Origin of the sequence: Nostoc sp., from assembly GCF_036917655.1 — a bacterium.
Lineage (GTDB): Bacteria > Cyanobacteriota > Cyanobacteriia > Cyanobacteriales > Nostocaceae > Nostoc.
Genome location: NZ_JBALCY010000015.1, coordinates 34,677 through 51,962 on the forward strand (window position 1 = coordinate 34,677; position 17,286 = coordinate 51,962).

Genomic DNA, 17,286 nt, shown 5'->3' on the forward strand with positions numbered 1-17,286 from the left:
CGTACACCAGTACCTATATATAGGACTCATATTTGATTTTTGAAAAAACTCAGTACAACTCAAAGAGGCTTCTTCCCTACTCCCCACTCCCTACTCCCTACTCCCAGCCTACGCAAATAATTTCAGAAATCAAATCGGATTGCTATATCTGTATCAGTAGTTTGGTGAAATTGCATCGCAAAAAAATAGTATTATAATGCTCATTGTCTCTAAAAATAAGTTTTTAATAACTATTAAAAATAGTGCTATATGCTGAACAATAATATAAAATATGTACCAGAAAATATTTGACAAAGACCTGATTTATCAATGCTCAAATTTTGAGGTAGGTGAAGGCGGAGGTGTTGAGACTTATTTAGCTTCTCTGTTTGAACATCGACCACATGATGTTAGCGATCGCGTGATAAAATCGCTCAAGAATGTTGACCAAAGTCAATTCAAATTGCTGCACATCCACAGCCCAGATTTACTATTGCAGCTTACAGGCGAATGTCCTACCATCTTCAGCGTTCATAATCACTCATTCTACTGTCCTAGCGGCACAAAATATTTAGCAGGGCAGCGGACAATCTGCGATCGCAATTTTTCTTACTTAGGATGTACCTGGGGTAAATTAGTAGATAAATGTGGTAGCCGTAGACCGTTAAGAACTCTTAAAGAACTTCAAAAAACTAATCAGTTCTTAGATGTCTTAAAAAAGGCAAAAATTACTTTTGTTGCTAATAGCGAATACGTGCAGCAAGAGTTGATTCAAAACGGTGTACCCCCTGAGCAAACTGTAACGTTACACTGTGGAATCTCTGTACCACAAACAGTAACTACACCCCTGAGTTTAGAAGTCCACCAAAATCATAGAATTTTGTTTGCGGGACGAATTGTTTCTGATAAAGGTTTGGAATGGTTACTCAAAACCTTAATACATACAGATCCGCAAATTCAACTTGATATCGCAGGTGATGGCTGGGAACGACCCCGCTTAGAAAAGTTAGCAAACACACTCGGATTAACTAATCGGATCACTTGGCATGGTTGGTGCGATCGCGATAAAATAAATAAACTTTATCAACAGTGTTTTGCAGTCATCTTTCCCAGTGTCTGGCCTGAACCTGCCGGTCTTGTAACTCTGGAAGCCTATGCTCGTTATCGACCTGTAATTGGTAGTGCAGTCGGAGGTATTCCAGAACATTTACGAGATGGAGAAACGGGTATTCTTGTTCCAGGCAATAATATCAAAAAGCTGGCTGATGCCATTAATGAGTTGTATATAGATCATCAAAAAAGCCGATACATGGGCGAACAAGGTCATGCTTTATTGATGAAGGAATTTACAATGGATGCTCATCTAAAAAATCTGCGGACAATTTATGCAAAAACAATAGCAGATTTTCCTTCTAGAGCTAAAAAATTATATAGTATCCCTCAAGCTAAATAAGCTTAGTTTGGTCAAAACATCAAATAGTGCATCTTTTATCTATGAAATATCAAGGGAGAAAAATATGTCATCGCATCAAGAATACCAACAACCTTTAGTCAGCGTTATTATCCCCACATATAATCGACCAGAGTATCTCAAGCAAGCGATCGCTAGTGCTATTAAACAGACTTATCAACATATTGAAATTATTATTTGTGATAATTCTAGTTCAGAAAATCCCCAAGCAATTGTCGCATCTTTTGGTGATTCACGCATCAGGTTTTGGCGGCATCAGCAAAATGTAGGGATGTTAGCTAATCAGCAGCATGGCTTCAAAATGGCGCAAGGTAAATATGTTGCTAGTCTCCATGACGATGATATCTGGAATGAAGACTTTTTAGCAAAGCTTGTACCACCATTAGAAGCAAATTCTGATTTAATTATCGCTTTTTGTGACCAATATATCATAGATGCACATGGCATAATTAATGATGTTGGAACTGAAGAAAATACACGCGGTTACAAGCGAGATCAACTAACACAAGGAATTCATCAACCTTTCTATAAAATTGGGTTAATAGATAAAAGTATACCTACTGCGGCAGCTTGTGTGATTCGTAATAATTTTGTGGATTGGGATAGTATTCCCTCAGAAGTTGGGGGGATGTGGGATTTATATTTAACTTATCTCTGCTGTATATCTGGTCGTGGTGCTTACTATTATCCAGAAAGACTGACGCGATATCGCGCCCATGAGCAAACTGATACCATGCTCAGTGGTAGTCGAGATGTGCAGGCAAAAATCCGCAAAGCTAAAAGCGAAATATTTTGTTATAAAGTCTTTATGGAAGATACTCGTCTACAGCAATTTAGGACGTACTTTCAACAAAAATGGTTAGAAGCTAATACCACTTTGGGAATTGGTTTGCTACGAAGTGAACAGATAGCAGCAGCACGTCCTTATTTTTGGCAGGTGCTGAACAAACAAAAATTTAATGTGCGAACTATGATAGCACTGACTCTTAGTTTTACTCCCCGATTTTTAACAAGTAAATTAATGAAAATATCGAATTAAGAGAGCAATCCTATCTGAGTTGTGGAATTGATTTTTTATAACGAACCACAAAGGATGCAAAGAGCGCAAAGGGAAGAAAAGAAGATTATTTTTAACCTCTTTATCTGCGCCTATGTATGATATTTTATCATTAAGGAAGATAGTGGATGAAACTTTGTATTGTTACTCATAAAATTAAAAAAGGTGATGGTCAGGGGCGAGTAAACTATGAAGTTGCTCAAGAAGCAATTCGTCGTGGTCATCACTTGACATTATTAGCTAGTGAAGTTGCACCAGAACTAGAAGACAATAGCCAAGTTAATTGGATTAAAATTCCAGTCAAAGGCTATCCCACTGAATTTGTACGTAATTTTATATTTGCCCAAAAAAGTGCAGATTGGTTGCGTCAACATCGCTCTGAAATTGATTTAGTTAAAGTCAATGGAGCAATTAATATGGCTGCGGCTGATGTGAATGCTGTACATTTTGTCCACAGTTCATGGTTGCGATCGCCTGTTCATATTTCCCGCAACCGCCGAGATTTGTATGGTTTCTACCAGTGGTTGTTTACGGCTTTTAATGCGCGTTGGGAAAAACAGGCTTTCCAAAAAGCGCAGGTTGTCGTAGCTGTATCCGAAAAGGTAGCTCAGGAATTAGTCAATATTGGTGTACCGCGTTCTCACATTCGCGTAATTGTCAATGGCGTAGACTTAGAAGAGTTTACCCCTGGTGAAAGCGACCGCCAAAAATTAGGTTTACCGGAGAACGTTACCCTAGCACTGTTCGCTGGAGATATCCGCACACCCAGAAAGAACTTAGATACGGTATTGTACGCTTTGGCGAAAGTTCCCAATTTACATCTGGCGGTGGTGGGTCATATCGAAGGTAGTCCTTTCCCCCAATTAGCCGCCTCTTTGGGGTTAAGCGATCGCGTGCATTTTGTCGGATATCGCCGTGATATCCCCGAAATTATGCGGTCAGTAGATTTATTTATTTTTCCTTCCCGATATGAAGCTTGTAGCCTCGTATTGTTAGAAGCACTTTCTTCAGGACTACCAGTAATTACTGCCGCAGCTACCGGAGGTGCAGAGTTGGTGACACCAGAATGTGGCATCGTCTTACCCGACTCAGATGATATCAATGCTTTGGCTATGGCGTTGATGTCCTTGGTGAGCAGTCGCACCCTCATACAGCAAATGGGCAAAGCAGCTCGCTTTGTAGCAGAACAACATAGCTGGACTACTATGGCACAAACTTATGTGGATCTATTCGAGGAGTTAAGCAAGAATGCGGAACACCGTTCTGATACCGACTTATCGCCGTCCACAAGACCTCTCACGCTGCCTTTTGGCGCTACAGGAGCAAACTAAACCAGTCGATCAGGTGATAGTGGTTGTCCGCGATACGGATGCAGAAACTTGGCAATTTCTGGCGCAATTAAACGCCCTCAATCTGCCACTGCATACCGTGAAAGTGACACAACCGGGGGTAGTCGCAGCTCTCAACGCCGGACTAGCAGCAGTGGAGGGCGATATTGTTTCCATTACTGATGATGATGCCGCACCCCACCCGGATTGGTTAGAGCGGATTGCCGCTTACTTTACGTGTGATAGTCGCCTCGGCGGTCTGGGAGGGCGTGATTGGATATACCACGGCAGCCAACTTGAAGACGAATCCCGTTTAGTAGTCGGACAGTTGCAATGGTTTGGGCGAGTTATTGGCAACCATCATCTGGGAGTGGGAGAACCCCGCGAAGTTGATATTCTCAAGGGCGTGAACATGAGTTTTCGTACCCAAGCAATCGGACAATTGCGCTTTGACGAGCGGATGCGCGGTACAGGAGCGCAGGTACATTTTGAAATGGCATTCACTCTGACATTAAAGCGGGCTGGTTGGAAGATAATTTATGATCCTAACGTTGCTGTAGATCACTATCCAGCACAACGTTTTGATGAAGATCAGCGAAACAACTTTAATGAAATTGCCTTTATTAATTTAGTCCATAATGAAACTTTAGTTTTACTAGAGCATCTGTCATTTATCCGCCGGATTGTATTTTTGTTATGGGCAGTATTCGTGGGTACATGCGATAGTTTGGGTTTGGTACAATGGCTAAGATTTTTGCCTAGCCAAGGGCAATTGGCTGGGAAAAAATTGCTTGCATCCTGGCGTGGGCGTTGGCAGGGATATAAACAATTCAAAATTCAAAATTCAAAATTCAAAATGAATTCAATTTCTTCTTAGCTCTGGTTCTCAGCTTCTATCTGGGAATTAAGACGGGTGGTGCTGCTTCCAGAGAGCTAGTACAAGAGGTAGAACCTCAAATGACTGCATTCCCAGGCTGGAGCCAGGGAACGAGTTGATTTATTTATATGTACATCTAAAATTGAATGAATTCTAAGCAGATACTTTTCAATAGTTTTTTACAAGAAAACTATTCTCCTGAAGAGCGATCGCTACAGGGTTGGATGGCGATCGCAGGCTTTATATTACTAACTGTAGTTTGCTATTTTGCTGGTGCTACTGCCGCATTACGCCTAATTTACCCGGTGACAGCTTTAGCAGTAGCCGTGTTTTTATACTTGCGGCATCCCATTCTCTACATCAGCTTTACCTGGTGGATCTGGTTTCTCACACCCTTAGCTACTCGCCTAGTTGACTATCGGGTGGGCTGGGACGCTACCCGTCAAATGCTCATAGCACCCTACTTAGTGGTGTTTGTAACCATTGCAACATTCTTCCGCCACTTTCCCCGCGCCTCTCGCCAAGGGGGCTTGCCGTTTGTTTTGGCTTTTATCGGAGTGTTCTATGGCTTTCTAATCGGTCTGATTTACAATCCACCTATCCCTGTAGCACGCGGATTGATGGATTGGCTCAGTCCGATCATCTTCGCTTTTCACTTATTTATAAACTGGCGAGATTATCCCAGCTATCGCCAGAACATTCAGCGAACATTCCTCTGGTGTGTGTTGATTTTAGGAACTTATGGCGTATATCAATTCGTGGTGGCTCCTGAGTGGGACAGGTATTGGCTGATCCAATCAAAACTATTCATGAGTGCTGGAAATCCTGTACCTTTTGGGATGCGGGTCTGGAGTACATTGCACTCAGTCGGCCCCTTTGGTTCCGTCATGCAAGCTGGTTTACTGTTGTTATTTACCAGTTCGGGAAATTTAATTTTTCCGGCTTCAGCTGTTGGTTACTTATCCTTTCTGTTGACACAAGCGCGTACTAATTGGGGAGGCTGGTTATTTGGAATAATTATGATTATGGGTTCAGTCAAGGCGCAGATTCAAATGCGCTTAATTATCATAATAGTAGTGATGGCAATTTGTGTTGTGCCATTGACAACCATTCAGCCAATTTCTGGGGTTTTAGCAGCCCGGTTGGAAACTTTTTCTAATCTTCAAGACGATGGCAGCTTTAAAGATAGATCGGGAACTTATGACAAAAACCTTGGTCTAGCTCTTTCTAATGGTCTAGGTAACGGCTTAGGAAATATTTGGAAAGTCAATGAAAAAACTGGTCAAATTGAAGTAGTGGTGATTGATAGTGGCATTTTAGATATGTTTTTCACCCTTGGTTGGTTTGGAGCCATCTTTTATATGGGTGGATTAATCTTGTTGATTATTAGTGTTAGCAGCTATGGTGAAGGTCGTTTTGATAGTTTTGTCAGTGCTGCCCGCGCCATTGGTATCAGTTCCGCTGCACAGTTAGTTATTGGTAGTGGGATGTTAAGTGTGGCAGGGATGATTCTTTGGGGATTTTTAGCTATGGCTATGGCAGGACATAAGTACTATAGCAATCCCAAGATCCCGGACTTCTCTAAAAAGTCGAGGATCTGACAAATCTTACAACTTAAATAGGACTGATATAAATTATGAAAGTAATTATTGTAATGCCACTGGCCGAGCAACGAGGCGGCGGTGAAATGATGCTTTGGGATTTGGTGCAGCAGGGACGTAATGCTGGTGTTGAGTGGTTGGTGATATTTTTAGAAGACGGCCCGATGGTCGAACAAGTAAAGTCCCTTGGTATTGATGCGCGAGTTGTGGAAAGTGGACGTTTACGCCAAATCCACCGTTTTATTGGCGCTGTTTTTCGGATAGCTGCGATCGCCCGCCGCGAACGTGCAGATATAATTGTTAATTGGATGTGGATCACGCATATATCTGGAGGTTTGGCGGCGATGCTGGCGGGCTTGCCTGCTGTGTGGTATCAACTAGAAGTACCTAGCGATCAGACTTGGTTGGTGCGAATCGCAACTTTAATACCAGCCCAGGCAATTATCACCCTCTCGCAAGATGGTAAGCAAGCACAGGCAGAGATTTGGCCCCACAGACCAACACCTTTGGTTTATCCTGGTGTCGCACTAGACCGATTTGAGCCTGATGCTTTACCTTCTCCTCAAGAAGCACGGCGAAAGTTGAACTTACCTTTACACGGGCCGTTGATTGGAATTGTTGGACGATTGCAACGATGGAAAGGAATGCATGTATTGGTGCAAGCAATGCCCAAAATTTTACAGAAGTATCCCGATGCTCATTGTGTAGTGGTTGGCGGGAAACACGATTTGGAACCGGATTATGAGGACTTTTTAGAAGCCGAAATCGCAACCTTGGGCTTAAAAGAGCAAGTAATTATGGCTGGGCTACAGCGTAACATTCCAGAGTGGGTGCAGGCAATGGATGTATTTGTCCATGCATCAGATAAAGAGCCGTTTGGGATTGTGATTATTGAGGCAATGGCGCTGGGTAAACCTGTGATTGCTGGTAATGCAGGCGGCCCGACGGAGATTATTACCGATGGCATGAATGGACTATTAACACCTTACGGCGATGCAGATAAATTAGCGATCGCAATTCTCCGCTATCTTGACGAGCAAGAATTTGCCCGAAGTGCGGGAATAGCTGCCAGGCAACGTGCCCTCGATTTTTCAACGCAGAATTATGCCCAAAATTTTATTAATGCAATTCGTTCTGCGATACCGAGCGTTTCATAGGCTGAATGAAACGGTAAACTTCTTGCAAAAGTCAATTTTATGACAATACGCTTGCGTTAAGGCTTGATCCTCCCTAACCTTCCTTATTAAGCCCCCCTTAAAAAGGGGGGTTGGGGGGATCTTCCAGAGCAAAATATCACCAACCCAAGCGGATTACATTTTATGAAAATGAAACCACAGATTTACATTGATTAATTATCTATGCGTATCTGTGGTTAAGAATAATAAATCAGATTAAAAGGAATTAAATTAATGTTGATTGATAGCCGTAAATTACCAATAGATGAAGTTATCAGTACCCAAGTTTGTATAGTTGGTGCTGGCCCAGCAGGAATTACACTCGCACGAGAATTAATTGGGCAAGACTTTCGAGTTTGCTTACTAGAAAGTGGTGACATTGAATTTAATCAAGAGACTGCATCTATTGGTGAAGGTGAAACTGTTGGAGATCCATTTCCACCACTGCAAGATATGCGTCATCGTCAATTTGGTGGACTGGCTAATGTCTGGAATATTGAAATCAATAAAAATCAACTTGGTCTGAGGCATGTACCATTAGACGAAATAGATTTTGAAAAACGAGATTGGGTGCCATACAGTGGCTGGCCTTTTAGTAAATCTCACCTGAATCCATTTTATGAGCGTGCCCAAGCAGTCTGTAAACTCGGTTCTTTTGCTTATGAAGCTGAGGCTTGGGAAAATGCTCAATCTCCTCGGACACATTTTACAAGTGACCGAGTTTCTACCAGTATGTTTCAGTTTGGCCCACGCGATATTTTTACCAATGAATATCGCCACCAAATTAATCAATCTCCTAATATCACCACATTCCTTAACGCCAACGTGGTAGAAATTGAGGCAGACGAAACAGCCCAGACAGTGAAACGCGTACAAGTAGCTTGTTTATCTGGTAATAAATTTTGGGTGACTGCAAAAGTATTTATTTTAGCCGCTGGTGGTATTGAGAACGCACGTTTATTACTGCTATCAAACCGAATTAAAAAGAATGGATTAGGCAATGAACAGGATTTAGTGGGTAGGTTCTTTATGGATCATCCCTTTATCCGTTGTGGTATGCTTGTTCCGCAAAATCGCAAAATTTTTAATTCGATGGCTTTGTATGACTTACGCCGCGTTAATAATGTCACAGTTATGGGAAAATTTGCCCTGACGGAACAAGTTATGCGCCGCGAAAAATTACTAAATATGACCGCGTTGTTATATCCCAGAGATGAAAGGTTTAGATCGCCAGCAAAGGCTTCTGCGAAAATTTTGTACTCTTCAGTTCGACAAGGGCAGTTACCCAAGAATGTTTTTCAACATTTGCAAAATGTAGTTACTAATATTGATGATTTAGTAGCTGATTGGTATAAGTATAATGTCAAAAAAGAATATTTGTTTCCTGATTTGAGTCATGGAGGATGGTCTGACCATGAAGGGAATGAACAGAAATATACAAAGTTTGAAGTTCTCAGCCAAACTGAACAAACCCCGAATCCAGATAATCGGGTGACACTCAGTAATCAACTAGATAAACTTGGTTGTCCTCAAGCAAAATTAACTAATCATTGGAGCGAAATAGATATTTGCAGTGTGAAGCGATCGCAGCTAGTATTTGCAGAAGAGTTTGCTAGTGCAGGCCTGGGTGAGTTGCAGATTGAATTGGATGGAGATCGTCCAGTCGCTTCGCTGAGTACCCATCACAATATGGGAACAACGCGTATGCATCATGATCCAAAACAGGGAGTAGTAGATGCAAATTGTCAAGTTCACGGCATCTCTAATTTATTCATGGCAGGTAGCTCTGTTTTCCCTACAGGAGGCTATGCTAATCCTACGCTCACCATTGTTGCCTTGGCAATTCGACTGGCAGACCATGTGAAAGCTGAATTGTGTCACTAAGTACAACTTGGCATAAAATCATCACAGTTTTAAACGTAGCGATCGCCTGAGCGCACATCACCACATTACAGTACCTGCACCGATGCCAAAAGCTAGCGAAAAGTGACTTTTTACTGATCTATTGCTGGATTAGAAGATAAAAATTGATTTTTCTTTCACCAAAAGTCCTGCAACTGGGGTTGCAGGACTTTTGCTAGGATACTTGCTGTAAAAGTTGGTTTCGCTCATTTCGTACATTGCGAACACGACGACGCGTGCGTTATCAGGATCTACTCAGTTACAAAAATCAAATTGATACTTTACGAATGCAAGCTCTTGATGAGCTTACTGCTCAAGCTCAAGAACTAGATATGGGGTACGAATAAGAATCGTCATACATAACAGTTTCGCATGATTAGCCAGATGCTCTGCTAAAGGAAACTCTAGAGACCTCTTGCATAAATCAAAAATAAGAACCCCACTCCGCCAAAGCTACGCTTTGTCTCCCCTCCTCGCAAGCGGCAACGGTGTACACACAAGTCGGAAAAACTTCATCCAGTAAAGATTTGCGGTGCGTTACACTGGCGTGACAAAGCTAAATTGTTGCAATCATGGTGATGCCTGCGGTGGTCTACGCCAACGCATTTGTTATTTTGGCGTACGCATTTGTTATTTTGGCGAACTCATTTGTTATTTCGGCGTACGCATTTGTTATTTCGGCGAACTCATTTGTTATTTTGGCGAACTCATTTGTTATTTCGGCGAACTCATTTGTTATTTCGGCGAACTCATTTGTTATTAGGACTTACGCACGAGTTACGGAATAACGAACCGCAGAGGCGCAGAGGAGACAGAGAAATCAGAGTTTGAGAGATATTTTGCGTAAGTCCTAGTTATTTCGGCGAACGCATTTGTTATTTCGACGTGTCCATAACGCACCCTACGAATGAAACTACTAGAAGAGTTGAAATCTATGCTGGTCATACTTGTGTGTACACCGTAGCCGCTTGCGGGGAGGGGTTGGGGGTGGGGTGTTAGGGACTTTTGCAAGAGGTCTTAGGAATAAAAATACATCTAACAATCAAGTTAAACTAAGTCAGGAAGCCCTCTAGTAACCAATTGACTGCTTCTAAGGCAGGGACTACCTCAATCAGTTACTGCTCTACAATATTTCTGCTATAGCGTTTCCTAATCACATAAGGTACATCATAGCCCCCTCCCCGCAAGCGATGAGGGGGTTGGGGGTGGGGTTCTTGTACCTCACAAGGGCCGAGAACCGCTATATGACATTTAGATAGTTATATATTTTTCTGCCCTAAACTATTAGGAACCATCTCAAAACCTCATCACTACGTTGCCAAAAAGTCTACAAGGATTTCTCTCAAATCCTTGTAAAAACTAGATTGCAAATTTTCGGGCAGGTCTATTTATTCTTCCTTTTTGAATACTTGAACTGCTAGGAACGCTAATGCTAATGTACCAGCGATCGCACCCCACAGAAGAAGTGGATTTTTATCTAGCCAGTCGGAAACGCTAGGTACAACTAAGTTACCATAATCCCCGTTAACTCTTTCGTCTTCAGCAACAGGTTGGTAAAAATTATTTGGTGCATCTTCAGACTTCGGTTCAGAAGTCCGCTGTAAATCTAAGCCGACGAGCAGTAACAGTGAATCTACTAATGATGGTGAGAGGCGCTGTACCACATCTAATATTTTCGCTACATCCCCAACCAAGTAGTCACGAGTTGGATGTTCGGCTGCATAGAGAATAGCATCAGCTACAAGTTTAGGGTCGTAGTAAGGTGGTATCCCGGTAGGTTTTACGCCTAATTTCGTCAGACCATTGTTCCAGAAAGGGGTGTTGATCACCGCTGGCTTCACACTCGTGACGCTGATCGGCCATTTTTCATATTGCAACTCAACGCGCATAGCTTCGATAAAGCCCTCAACCCCGTGCTTGGCTGCCGAGTAAGCACTTTGGTAGGGGAGCGATCGCCTACCTTCCATTGAAGAGACGTGGATTAATGCCCCCCGTCCCTCACGCTTCAGATGGGGTAGCGCCGCCATTGCACCATACACCTGTCCCAGGAGATCGACATCAATGACATGCTTAAACTCTTCCGGTGTTGTGTTGTCGAAAGTGGCAAAGATGCCGATAGCAGAGACATGTACCCATGTATCGAGTCGCCCGTACACTTCCACAGTTTTATCTGCGATCGCCTTAACTTGCTCAAATACTTCCACATCAGCTACGTAAAAAGTTGCCTCGCCACCAAAGCTGCGAATCTCCTCCACTAAAGACTTTAGCTTCGATTCACTGCGAGCCGAGACTACCACTTTTGCCCCGCGTCTAGCAAACTCAAGAGCTGTGATCCGTCCGATCCCGCTGGAGGCTCCAACGACGGAAACGACTTGCTGACTGATTGGCTTTAATTGCATAAGTGTTACTTCTTAAAATAAATTAGGGATTGGGAATTGGCTACTAGTGCTGTTTAAGGGAGCCATTGTAATCCCTTTTTATGTAATTTTTGCTCGATATGCTGCATTTCTTCGATAGTTTCTCCAGTAACGATCGCATAAATTTCGGTGTATATTTTTCCGTATTTGACTTTCTCTAAAGCCGACAGAATGATCAAGTCCTTGCGATCTAGTTCTGGTTTTAAGGTCACTAAAATTGAATCCAACGTTCCTTCCATGCGGTAGCTACTAGAATATTTAGCTACTTCCTTTCCCAGTCCCAGTAAGGTATGGCGCTGCAAGCATAACGGAGTTGATCCATTGACTCGGAAATTGGCATCGATCGCATAAAATTGTCCGTCTTGATTTTCCAGCACATCGAAGCCGATCACGCCGAAATACCCCTGTTTGTGAGCATACTGACCAATGGCGGCAATCATTTCAAAGAACTTGCTCATGTCAGTGTTGCGGTAGTCAATAAGTCCCCCTAAATAGTTGCCTTCTGGAGTGACGAGTTGCCTGGTAGTGCCGATAAGGGTTATCTCTCCCGCCTTGTTGACATAGAACTGTACGCAGTAATTCTGCACCTCATTCTTGACGAACTCCGAGACAATAATTTTATCGAGCAACTTAATATTGAGATATTTCCTGATTTCTTCAAGGCAGTAGTTGAGATCGCTGAGACTTTTGATGATATAAGTGCCTTCTCCTGAGAGTCCGTGGGATGTTTTAATTAAGTAGGGAAATTGTGGTAACTGAATGTCTTCCAAATTACAGGTGTGCAGATTGTAGCTTTTGTATTTTGGACATTGCACCCCCAATTCGGCTAATGTTACTTTGCTGAGTAAACGGTAATGGGTGTCTGAATCAATAGCGTGTTTTTCTCTTTTGAGGTGATCAAAGGGAAATAGAGTGATGAGTTTGTCAAAGCTTTCGCTGTGGCTAAGATCATCCAGATAAGTCAAGCGATCCATCATCTCAATATTGGAGTAGCTGAAGCCGAAATGCTCTTGCCAGTATTCAAGCAGCGACTTTGGCGGCGGAATAATCACAATTCCGGGAATGCGATCGCCTAACACAGCCAGAATTTTCCAAGGTTCCTTTTGGCAAATCTTGTCAAAGGAGGTTTTGGTGGCTTCACTACTGCCATCTTGAATAAAATATTTTTTCAGGTTGGGATAAGCTGCCCAACTGGCAGTTGCAGGGTAATTTAGGATAAACCCATAAGATGCATCTGTGATATCTTGAGCAAACAGATCAGAAAGAGAACTCCCTTGAAAGTATTGAAAGTTATATTTTGAATTCATTTAGCCCTCCGAGAAACCGTATCCCAAAGTCGTTGCACAGATACATCTTCTGTCTGCACTCCTACCAGCAGCATTCTGTCTTCATCAGAGACAATTTCTTGAGATAAGAATATTGCCATAAAATTTTTGTATAAAGCTAATATTTGATAATCTGCTTTTTCGCTGTATATATTAGATTTTACTCTCTTAAATTTGAATTAACTCTATCAAACGAAATAAGAAAATTAGTTTATTTCTTGTCTTCAAATAACGTTATTGTTCATATATTGATGATGAAGCAATAAGCATGAATGTGTAGATGTGTAAATATCGCTGTGGTTAGGATATTTAACTAATTTTTTCTGCCTGCTAGTGCGATCGCACTTTTAAAATATTCAAGCGGCGATTTAAAACAGGTATAATTCTTAAAATTGCCTTTACTCTTTGCTGTGGATCTACCGCAGGCACAATTCTATTCAGAACAAGGAGTTCTGGAATCATTTCTCTGAGCTTTTGCGTAAGAGACTCAATGGTAGAAGGTTCTGTTACCAATCCTGGCACGTTTTCACTAGTTGCTACCCAAACTTCTGCATCTTTATCCCAAAATGCATGAACTTTTAATATGTTTTGTATGATGATCGAGCGCTACACACAAATTTATGACGGTAATTCAAATTTAAAACAATTTAATAGCTTCTTGAGTGAAGTATCGCATTGTCCCAATATTGAGTTAAACGTAGCTAAAAGCTGATCTTAGCTATCGGTAATGCACTAACCAGTTCATACCCTAAATAAATGCGATCGCGAGCTACTCCCAAAACGCCCAATTACAGACGAGGAAATGTTGCATTCTACTAAATATTGGGCGAGCGCATTCAAATTATGTCTTTTCGGATTATATCTGGGCTATAAATATGATCTACATAAAACTTTAACTGGTCTAAATTGTTGTGTTGGTATAAATTGTAATCACCATTTATTGTTTGTAATACAGCAGCATAGTTTTTTTCTTTCTCATAAATAAATACTTCGTAAGCTGCTTGTTCTATCTTATTAACTTGTGTCCAAGAATTATCAATAGGCGAAAAACTCGATTGGCTCAAAACAGGTAAAGTAACCTGCTTTTGGAAATTCTCAGTTAACCATCCCCAAACAGTGTGAATTGTCAGTACCTGCCTAGAATCAGCAGCATCAACTAGCTCATAATTTGTTTTACCTTTTGAATACCACAATGATACATACATTCCATTCTGTACCAGAGCATCAATCAGAGGCTTAAAATCTAAATCATTTGTGAGCAAAGTTGCTTCATCCATATTTTTCCGAAAAGAATGCGTGAGCATGTCTACAGCAATCATAATGTCAACCTCCTTTTGCTCTTGCCCTCTTCGCTTATCTCGGAATCGAGCAGTACCCTCATATACATGAAATCTATTCAGTGATTTTAAGTGATTGAATAACTTAATTTTAGGCTTAATACGATTTTGGTAGTCTACTTCATTTTCTCCTTGCTTTTGAGCCGGTAGACAATCGTAATAGAACACTTTTTGATAGTCACTTGCTAAACGAAGGTAATCTATCTCAAGCTGTGTTTTTCCAAACAAACCATTTGAAAGTGTTTCTAGTAGTGAATCTAAACAACCACCATCAATGAATAAATATTTAACATTCTGGGATACAGGACTATTGTATAGAGGCATATTAGCGTTGCATGTTTGCGAAATGGATTGAGATTTTTACTAAGATTAAAGGTAAATTATTTGTGCCTTTACGTAAGACAAACTTCATCCCATCAATCAGCAACACCGACATATTTGGGATAAATTTTATTTCCAGGTCAAGTCTAACAATTCAATTATAAAACTGCCTTGCAGATGAAAGTCAGCCTCTACGCCTCGATGAGTTAACGCCCAATAAGTCACCTCACCATCTCTATGTTTAATAACGGTAGTAATGCCAACTTCAATTTCTTGTTCTGCCGAGACGATTTTATTCAAATCGACATCTAACGCAAGTGCTAAACCGTCGGCTTGATTCTGAACATGAAACGGAAGTATTGTAAAAGCTGTTTCCTCTTGCATTCCTTGACGGTAGTCATCAAAGCGATAGACATTCCAGTGTCCAGCAGGGGAAAGATTGAATTCCCAATACCGTGCAGAATCTTTGATGCCAACAAAGAACTCAAAACATGTGTCTTCCCACAGTTCATGCTTGCGTGATGGTGCATTTGATAGTATGGCGATACCTCCGGTAGGCTTTGCCAACGCAATTTCTTTTAAATCGCCTTCAAGCATATAGCGGATGACAAGTTTATTACCATTTCGGGCGATATTGCCTGCAATTTTTAAATTAGGCAGGGATTTTGTAGAAGGAAAGGGTTGCAAGGAAAATGTCTGATCGTTCATTTCATGTCTTTGATAATGTTACGAATCTGCGTTTCTTGAGATTCAATACTTTCAGTAAGCTTAAACTGGACGATAGCTCTTGCTAAGTTATGTTCTGAGTGCTTGACTTTGAAATAAACATTCCCAGCTAAATAATCAGCAAAAAATCTCAGTCCTAGTTCAAAGGCGATAAGACGAACTGCATCGTAAATATAGGCATAGTCATTCTCAGTAAGAAATGCCTTTGCCACCGAGAGATAACCTTTGAGGATTCCCTGACACAAATCAGTATCGAAATAAATACTTTCCCAATTCTCGGTTTCTTCTCCAGCCGCATTGCAACCCGAACGCAGGCAATCACCAATATCGTAATGTACCAAACCGGGTTTAACTGTGTCCAGGTCGATGACGCTGACGGCTTGCTGGGTAGCAGTGTCAAACATGACATTGTTGATTTTTGGATCACCGTGCATCAGACGCAGAGGTAGCTTGCCTTCAGCTTTGGCATTTTCTAGGATATGTGCAAAAGTTTGGCGATCGCTAACAAACTGTAAGCAATAATTAACTTCAGCAGATTTACGCACACTAGTTTTCGCCAATACTTCCTCGTAATGCTGGAGATAAAGCGGTGTAATATGGAACCCTTGAAGGGTGTCAGCAAGTTTTTCTGGTGGCAAATCGCTGATCAGATTGTGGAACATCCCCAAGGCATAACCGACTTCTTTCGCGTGAGAGCGATCGCCCATCGTATCAAAAGACTGGGAGCCTTCAATAAAGCTGATTGCCCGCCAAAAGGAGCCATCTGCATCCCTCCAGTGGTCTTGAGCGTTTTTGGTCAACAGCACGCGTGGCACTTCCCAGCGACGATTTGGGGGTATATCCTGCAACCGTTTGCGAACATGTTCAGTGAAGGTACACATATTCTGCATAATCAGTTCTGGCTGACGAAACACCTGCGTATTGATGCGTTGCAGGACAAAATATTGTTCTTTTGAGGAATCTAGAGTTACTAAGAAGGTATCATTTATATTACCACTTCCAAATGCTTTAACGCCTGTAACCTTTCCCCACTGGGCGAATCGATCAGCGATCGCAACCAGATTCTCTGCGCCCTGTGGATTAAATTTTTCTGTCATGTTGGTGTTTAACCTGCACTACTCCTCACCTACATTGCATGAAGGCAATAGGGGATATCGTAGCGCAAGTGTCAAAATAATTCGTAATATTTCGGCTGCGCTCAATACAAGTTCGTAATTCGTAATTTTTAAAAGTACTATATCCTAGCACAGGGCGCGACACCGATAGCGTACCCCTTCCCTACGGGACGCTCCGCGAACGGAGAAGCAAGCTACGCGCAGCGTCTCTTAGAGAAGGGTTAGCGAGTATTTGTATCGCGCAGCGTCTCGTAGAGAGCGTCATAGCCCATCGGAGATATTGCTCTCGCCGGCCCCGTGCTAATTCAGTAGTTAAGAAATTTCGTTGCTATCAACCCACTCATCATAAGATGAGTCATAACCAATGTAGTGAAGAAAGTATTGCTGACCTTGGATTTGCTCAATCGTTGCGGAATACCAAGCCTCTTGGTCATCATCCCAACATTTTACCTTTTGACCCACTGCATATCCATTGTCATCAGAGGAGCGAAGCTCACGAGTCCGAATGTCATCTTCCCCTACCCACTCGTCATAAGATGAAGCGTAATCAAGGTAATGAATAAAGGCTCTTCAGTACTTGTTATGCCAAACTAATAAATAAAATGCCAATTTAATAAGCATCTGACTCTAAAATTTTCAAAGCTTCTAAATCCAT

At 41.8% G+C, this 17,286-nt stretch carries 14 protein-coding genes and 1 pseudogene; 7 read left to right on the forward strand and 8 right to left on the reverse strand.

Going from position 1 to position 17,286, the window contains the following annotated elements:
• Positions 1–271: 271 nt before the first annotated feature.
• The 7 genes from V7K30_RS08995 (at position 272) to V7K30_RS09025 (ending at position 9,372) form a co-directional block, all read left to right on the forward strand.
• On the forward strand, positions 272–1,432 hold the full coding sequence (locus tag V7K30_RS08995; protein ID WP_334998747.1) for a glycosyltransferase family 4 protein: 1,161 nt from the start codon (positions 272–274) through the stop codon (positions 1,430–1,432).
• Positions 1,433–1,496: 64 nt separating this feature from the next.
• Entirely contained in the window at positions 1,497–2,489 is a 993-nt protein-coding gene (locus V7K30_RS09000; protein WP_334998748.1) for a glycosyltransferase family 2 protein, read from the forward strand.
• Positions 2,490–2,635: 146 nt separating this feature from the next.
• On the forward strand, positions 2,636–3,838 hold the full coding sequence (locus V7K30_RS09005) for a glycosyltransferase family 4 protein (protein WP_334998749.1): 1,203 nt from the start codon (positions 2,636–2,638) through the stop codon (positions 3,836–3,838).
• On the forward strand, positions 3,756–4,712 hold the full coding sequence (locus tag V7K30_RS09010; protein WP_334998750.1) for a glycosyltransferase family 2 protein: 957 nt from the start codon (positions 3,756–3,758) through the stop codon (positions 4,710–4,712). The genes V7K30_RS09005 and V7K30_RS09010 overlap by 83 nt, the downstream gene beginning before the upstream one ends.
• Positions 4,713–4,858: 146 nt before the next feature.
• A complete protein-coding gene (locus V7K30_RS09015; protein ID WP_334998751.1) occupies positions 4,859–6,313 on the forward strand; it encodes an O-antigen ligase domain-containing protein in 1,455 nt (484 codons plus the stop codon).
• 35 nt (positions 6,314–6,348) lie between these two features.
• Positions 6,349–7,470 (forward strand): glycosyltransferase family 4 protein, encoded by a 1,122-nt coding sequence (locus tag V7K30_RS09020; protein WP_334998752.1) that lies wholly within the window; start codon positions 6,349–6,351, stop codon positions 7,468–7,470.
• A 252-nt stretch (positions 7,471–7,722) separates the two neighbouring features.
• Positions 7,723–9,372, forward strand: a complete 1,650-nt coding sequence (locus tag V7K30_RS09025) for a GMC family oxidoreductase (RefSeq protein ID WP_334998753.1) — start codon at positions 7,723–7,725, stop codon at positions 9,370–9,372.
• A gap of 1,406 nt (positions 9,373–10,778) precedes the next feature.
• On the opposite strand, the gene V7K30_RS09030 is transcribed toward V7K30_RS09025, so the two are convergent.
• The 8 genes and pseudogenes from V7K30_RS09030 to V7K30_RS09065 form a co-directional block, all read right to left on the reverse strand.
• Complete coding sequence (locus tag V7K30_RS09030; protein WP_334998754.1) at positions 10,779–11,789, reverse strand: SDR family oxidoreductase; 1,011 nt, start codon at positions 11,787–11,789, stop codon at positions 10,779–10,781.
• A 53-nt stretch (positions 11,790–11,842) separates the two neighbouring features.
• Entirely contained in the window at positions 11,843–13,114 is a 1,272-nt protein-coding gene (locus V7K30_RS09035; RefSeq protein WP_334998755.1) for a carbamoylphosphate synthase large subunit, read from the reverse strand.
• Positions 13,111–13,233 (reverse strand): hypothetical protein, encoded by a 123-nt coding sequence (locus tag V7K30_RS09040; RefSeq protein ID WP_334998756.1) that lies wholly within the window; start codon positions 13,231–13,233, stop codon positions 13,111–13,113. Before V7K30_RS09040 ends, V7K30_RS09035 begins: the two co-directional genes overlap by 4 nt.
• Before the next feature lie 229 nt (positions 13,234–13,462).
• Complete coding sequence (locus V7K30_RS09045; protein WP_334998760.1) at positions 13,463–13,732, reverse strand: DUF1902 domain-containing protein; 270 nt, start codon at positions 13,730–13,732, stop codon at positions 13,463–13,465.
• A 236-nt stretch (positions 13,733–13,968) separates the two neighbouring features.
• Positions 13,969–14,793 carry an NYN domain-containing protein gene (locus V7K30_RS09050; protein WP_334998757.1) on the reverse strand — a complete coding sequence of 275 codons (825 nt, stop codon included), beginning with the start codon at positions 14,791–14,793 and terminating at the stop codon, positions 13,969–13,971.
• 126 nt (positions 14,794–14,919) lie between these two features.
• On the reverse strand, positions 14,920–15,498 hold the full coding sequence (locus V7K30_RS09055) for a DOMON-like domain-containing protein (protein ID WP_334998758.1): 579 nt from the start codon (positions 15,496–15,498) through the stop codon (positions 14,920–14,922).
• Complete coding sequence (locus V7K30_RS09060) at positions 15,495–16,613, reverse strand: phosphotransferase enzyme family protein (RefSeq protein ID WP_334998759.1); 1,119 nt, start codon at positions 16,611–16,613, stop codon at positions 15,495–15,497. Before V7K30_RS09060 ends, V7K30_RS09055 begins: the two co-directional genes overlap by 4 nt.
• 330 nt (positions 16,614–16,943) lie before the next feature.
• Positions 16,944–17,195, reverse strand: a pseudogene (locus V7K30_RS09065) (Tudor-knot domain-containing protein); the annotation flags it as partial.
• Positions 17,196–17,286: the final 91 nt, after the last annotated feature.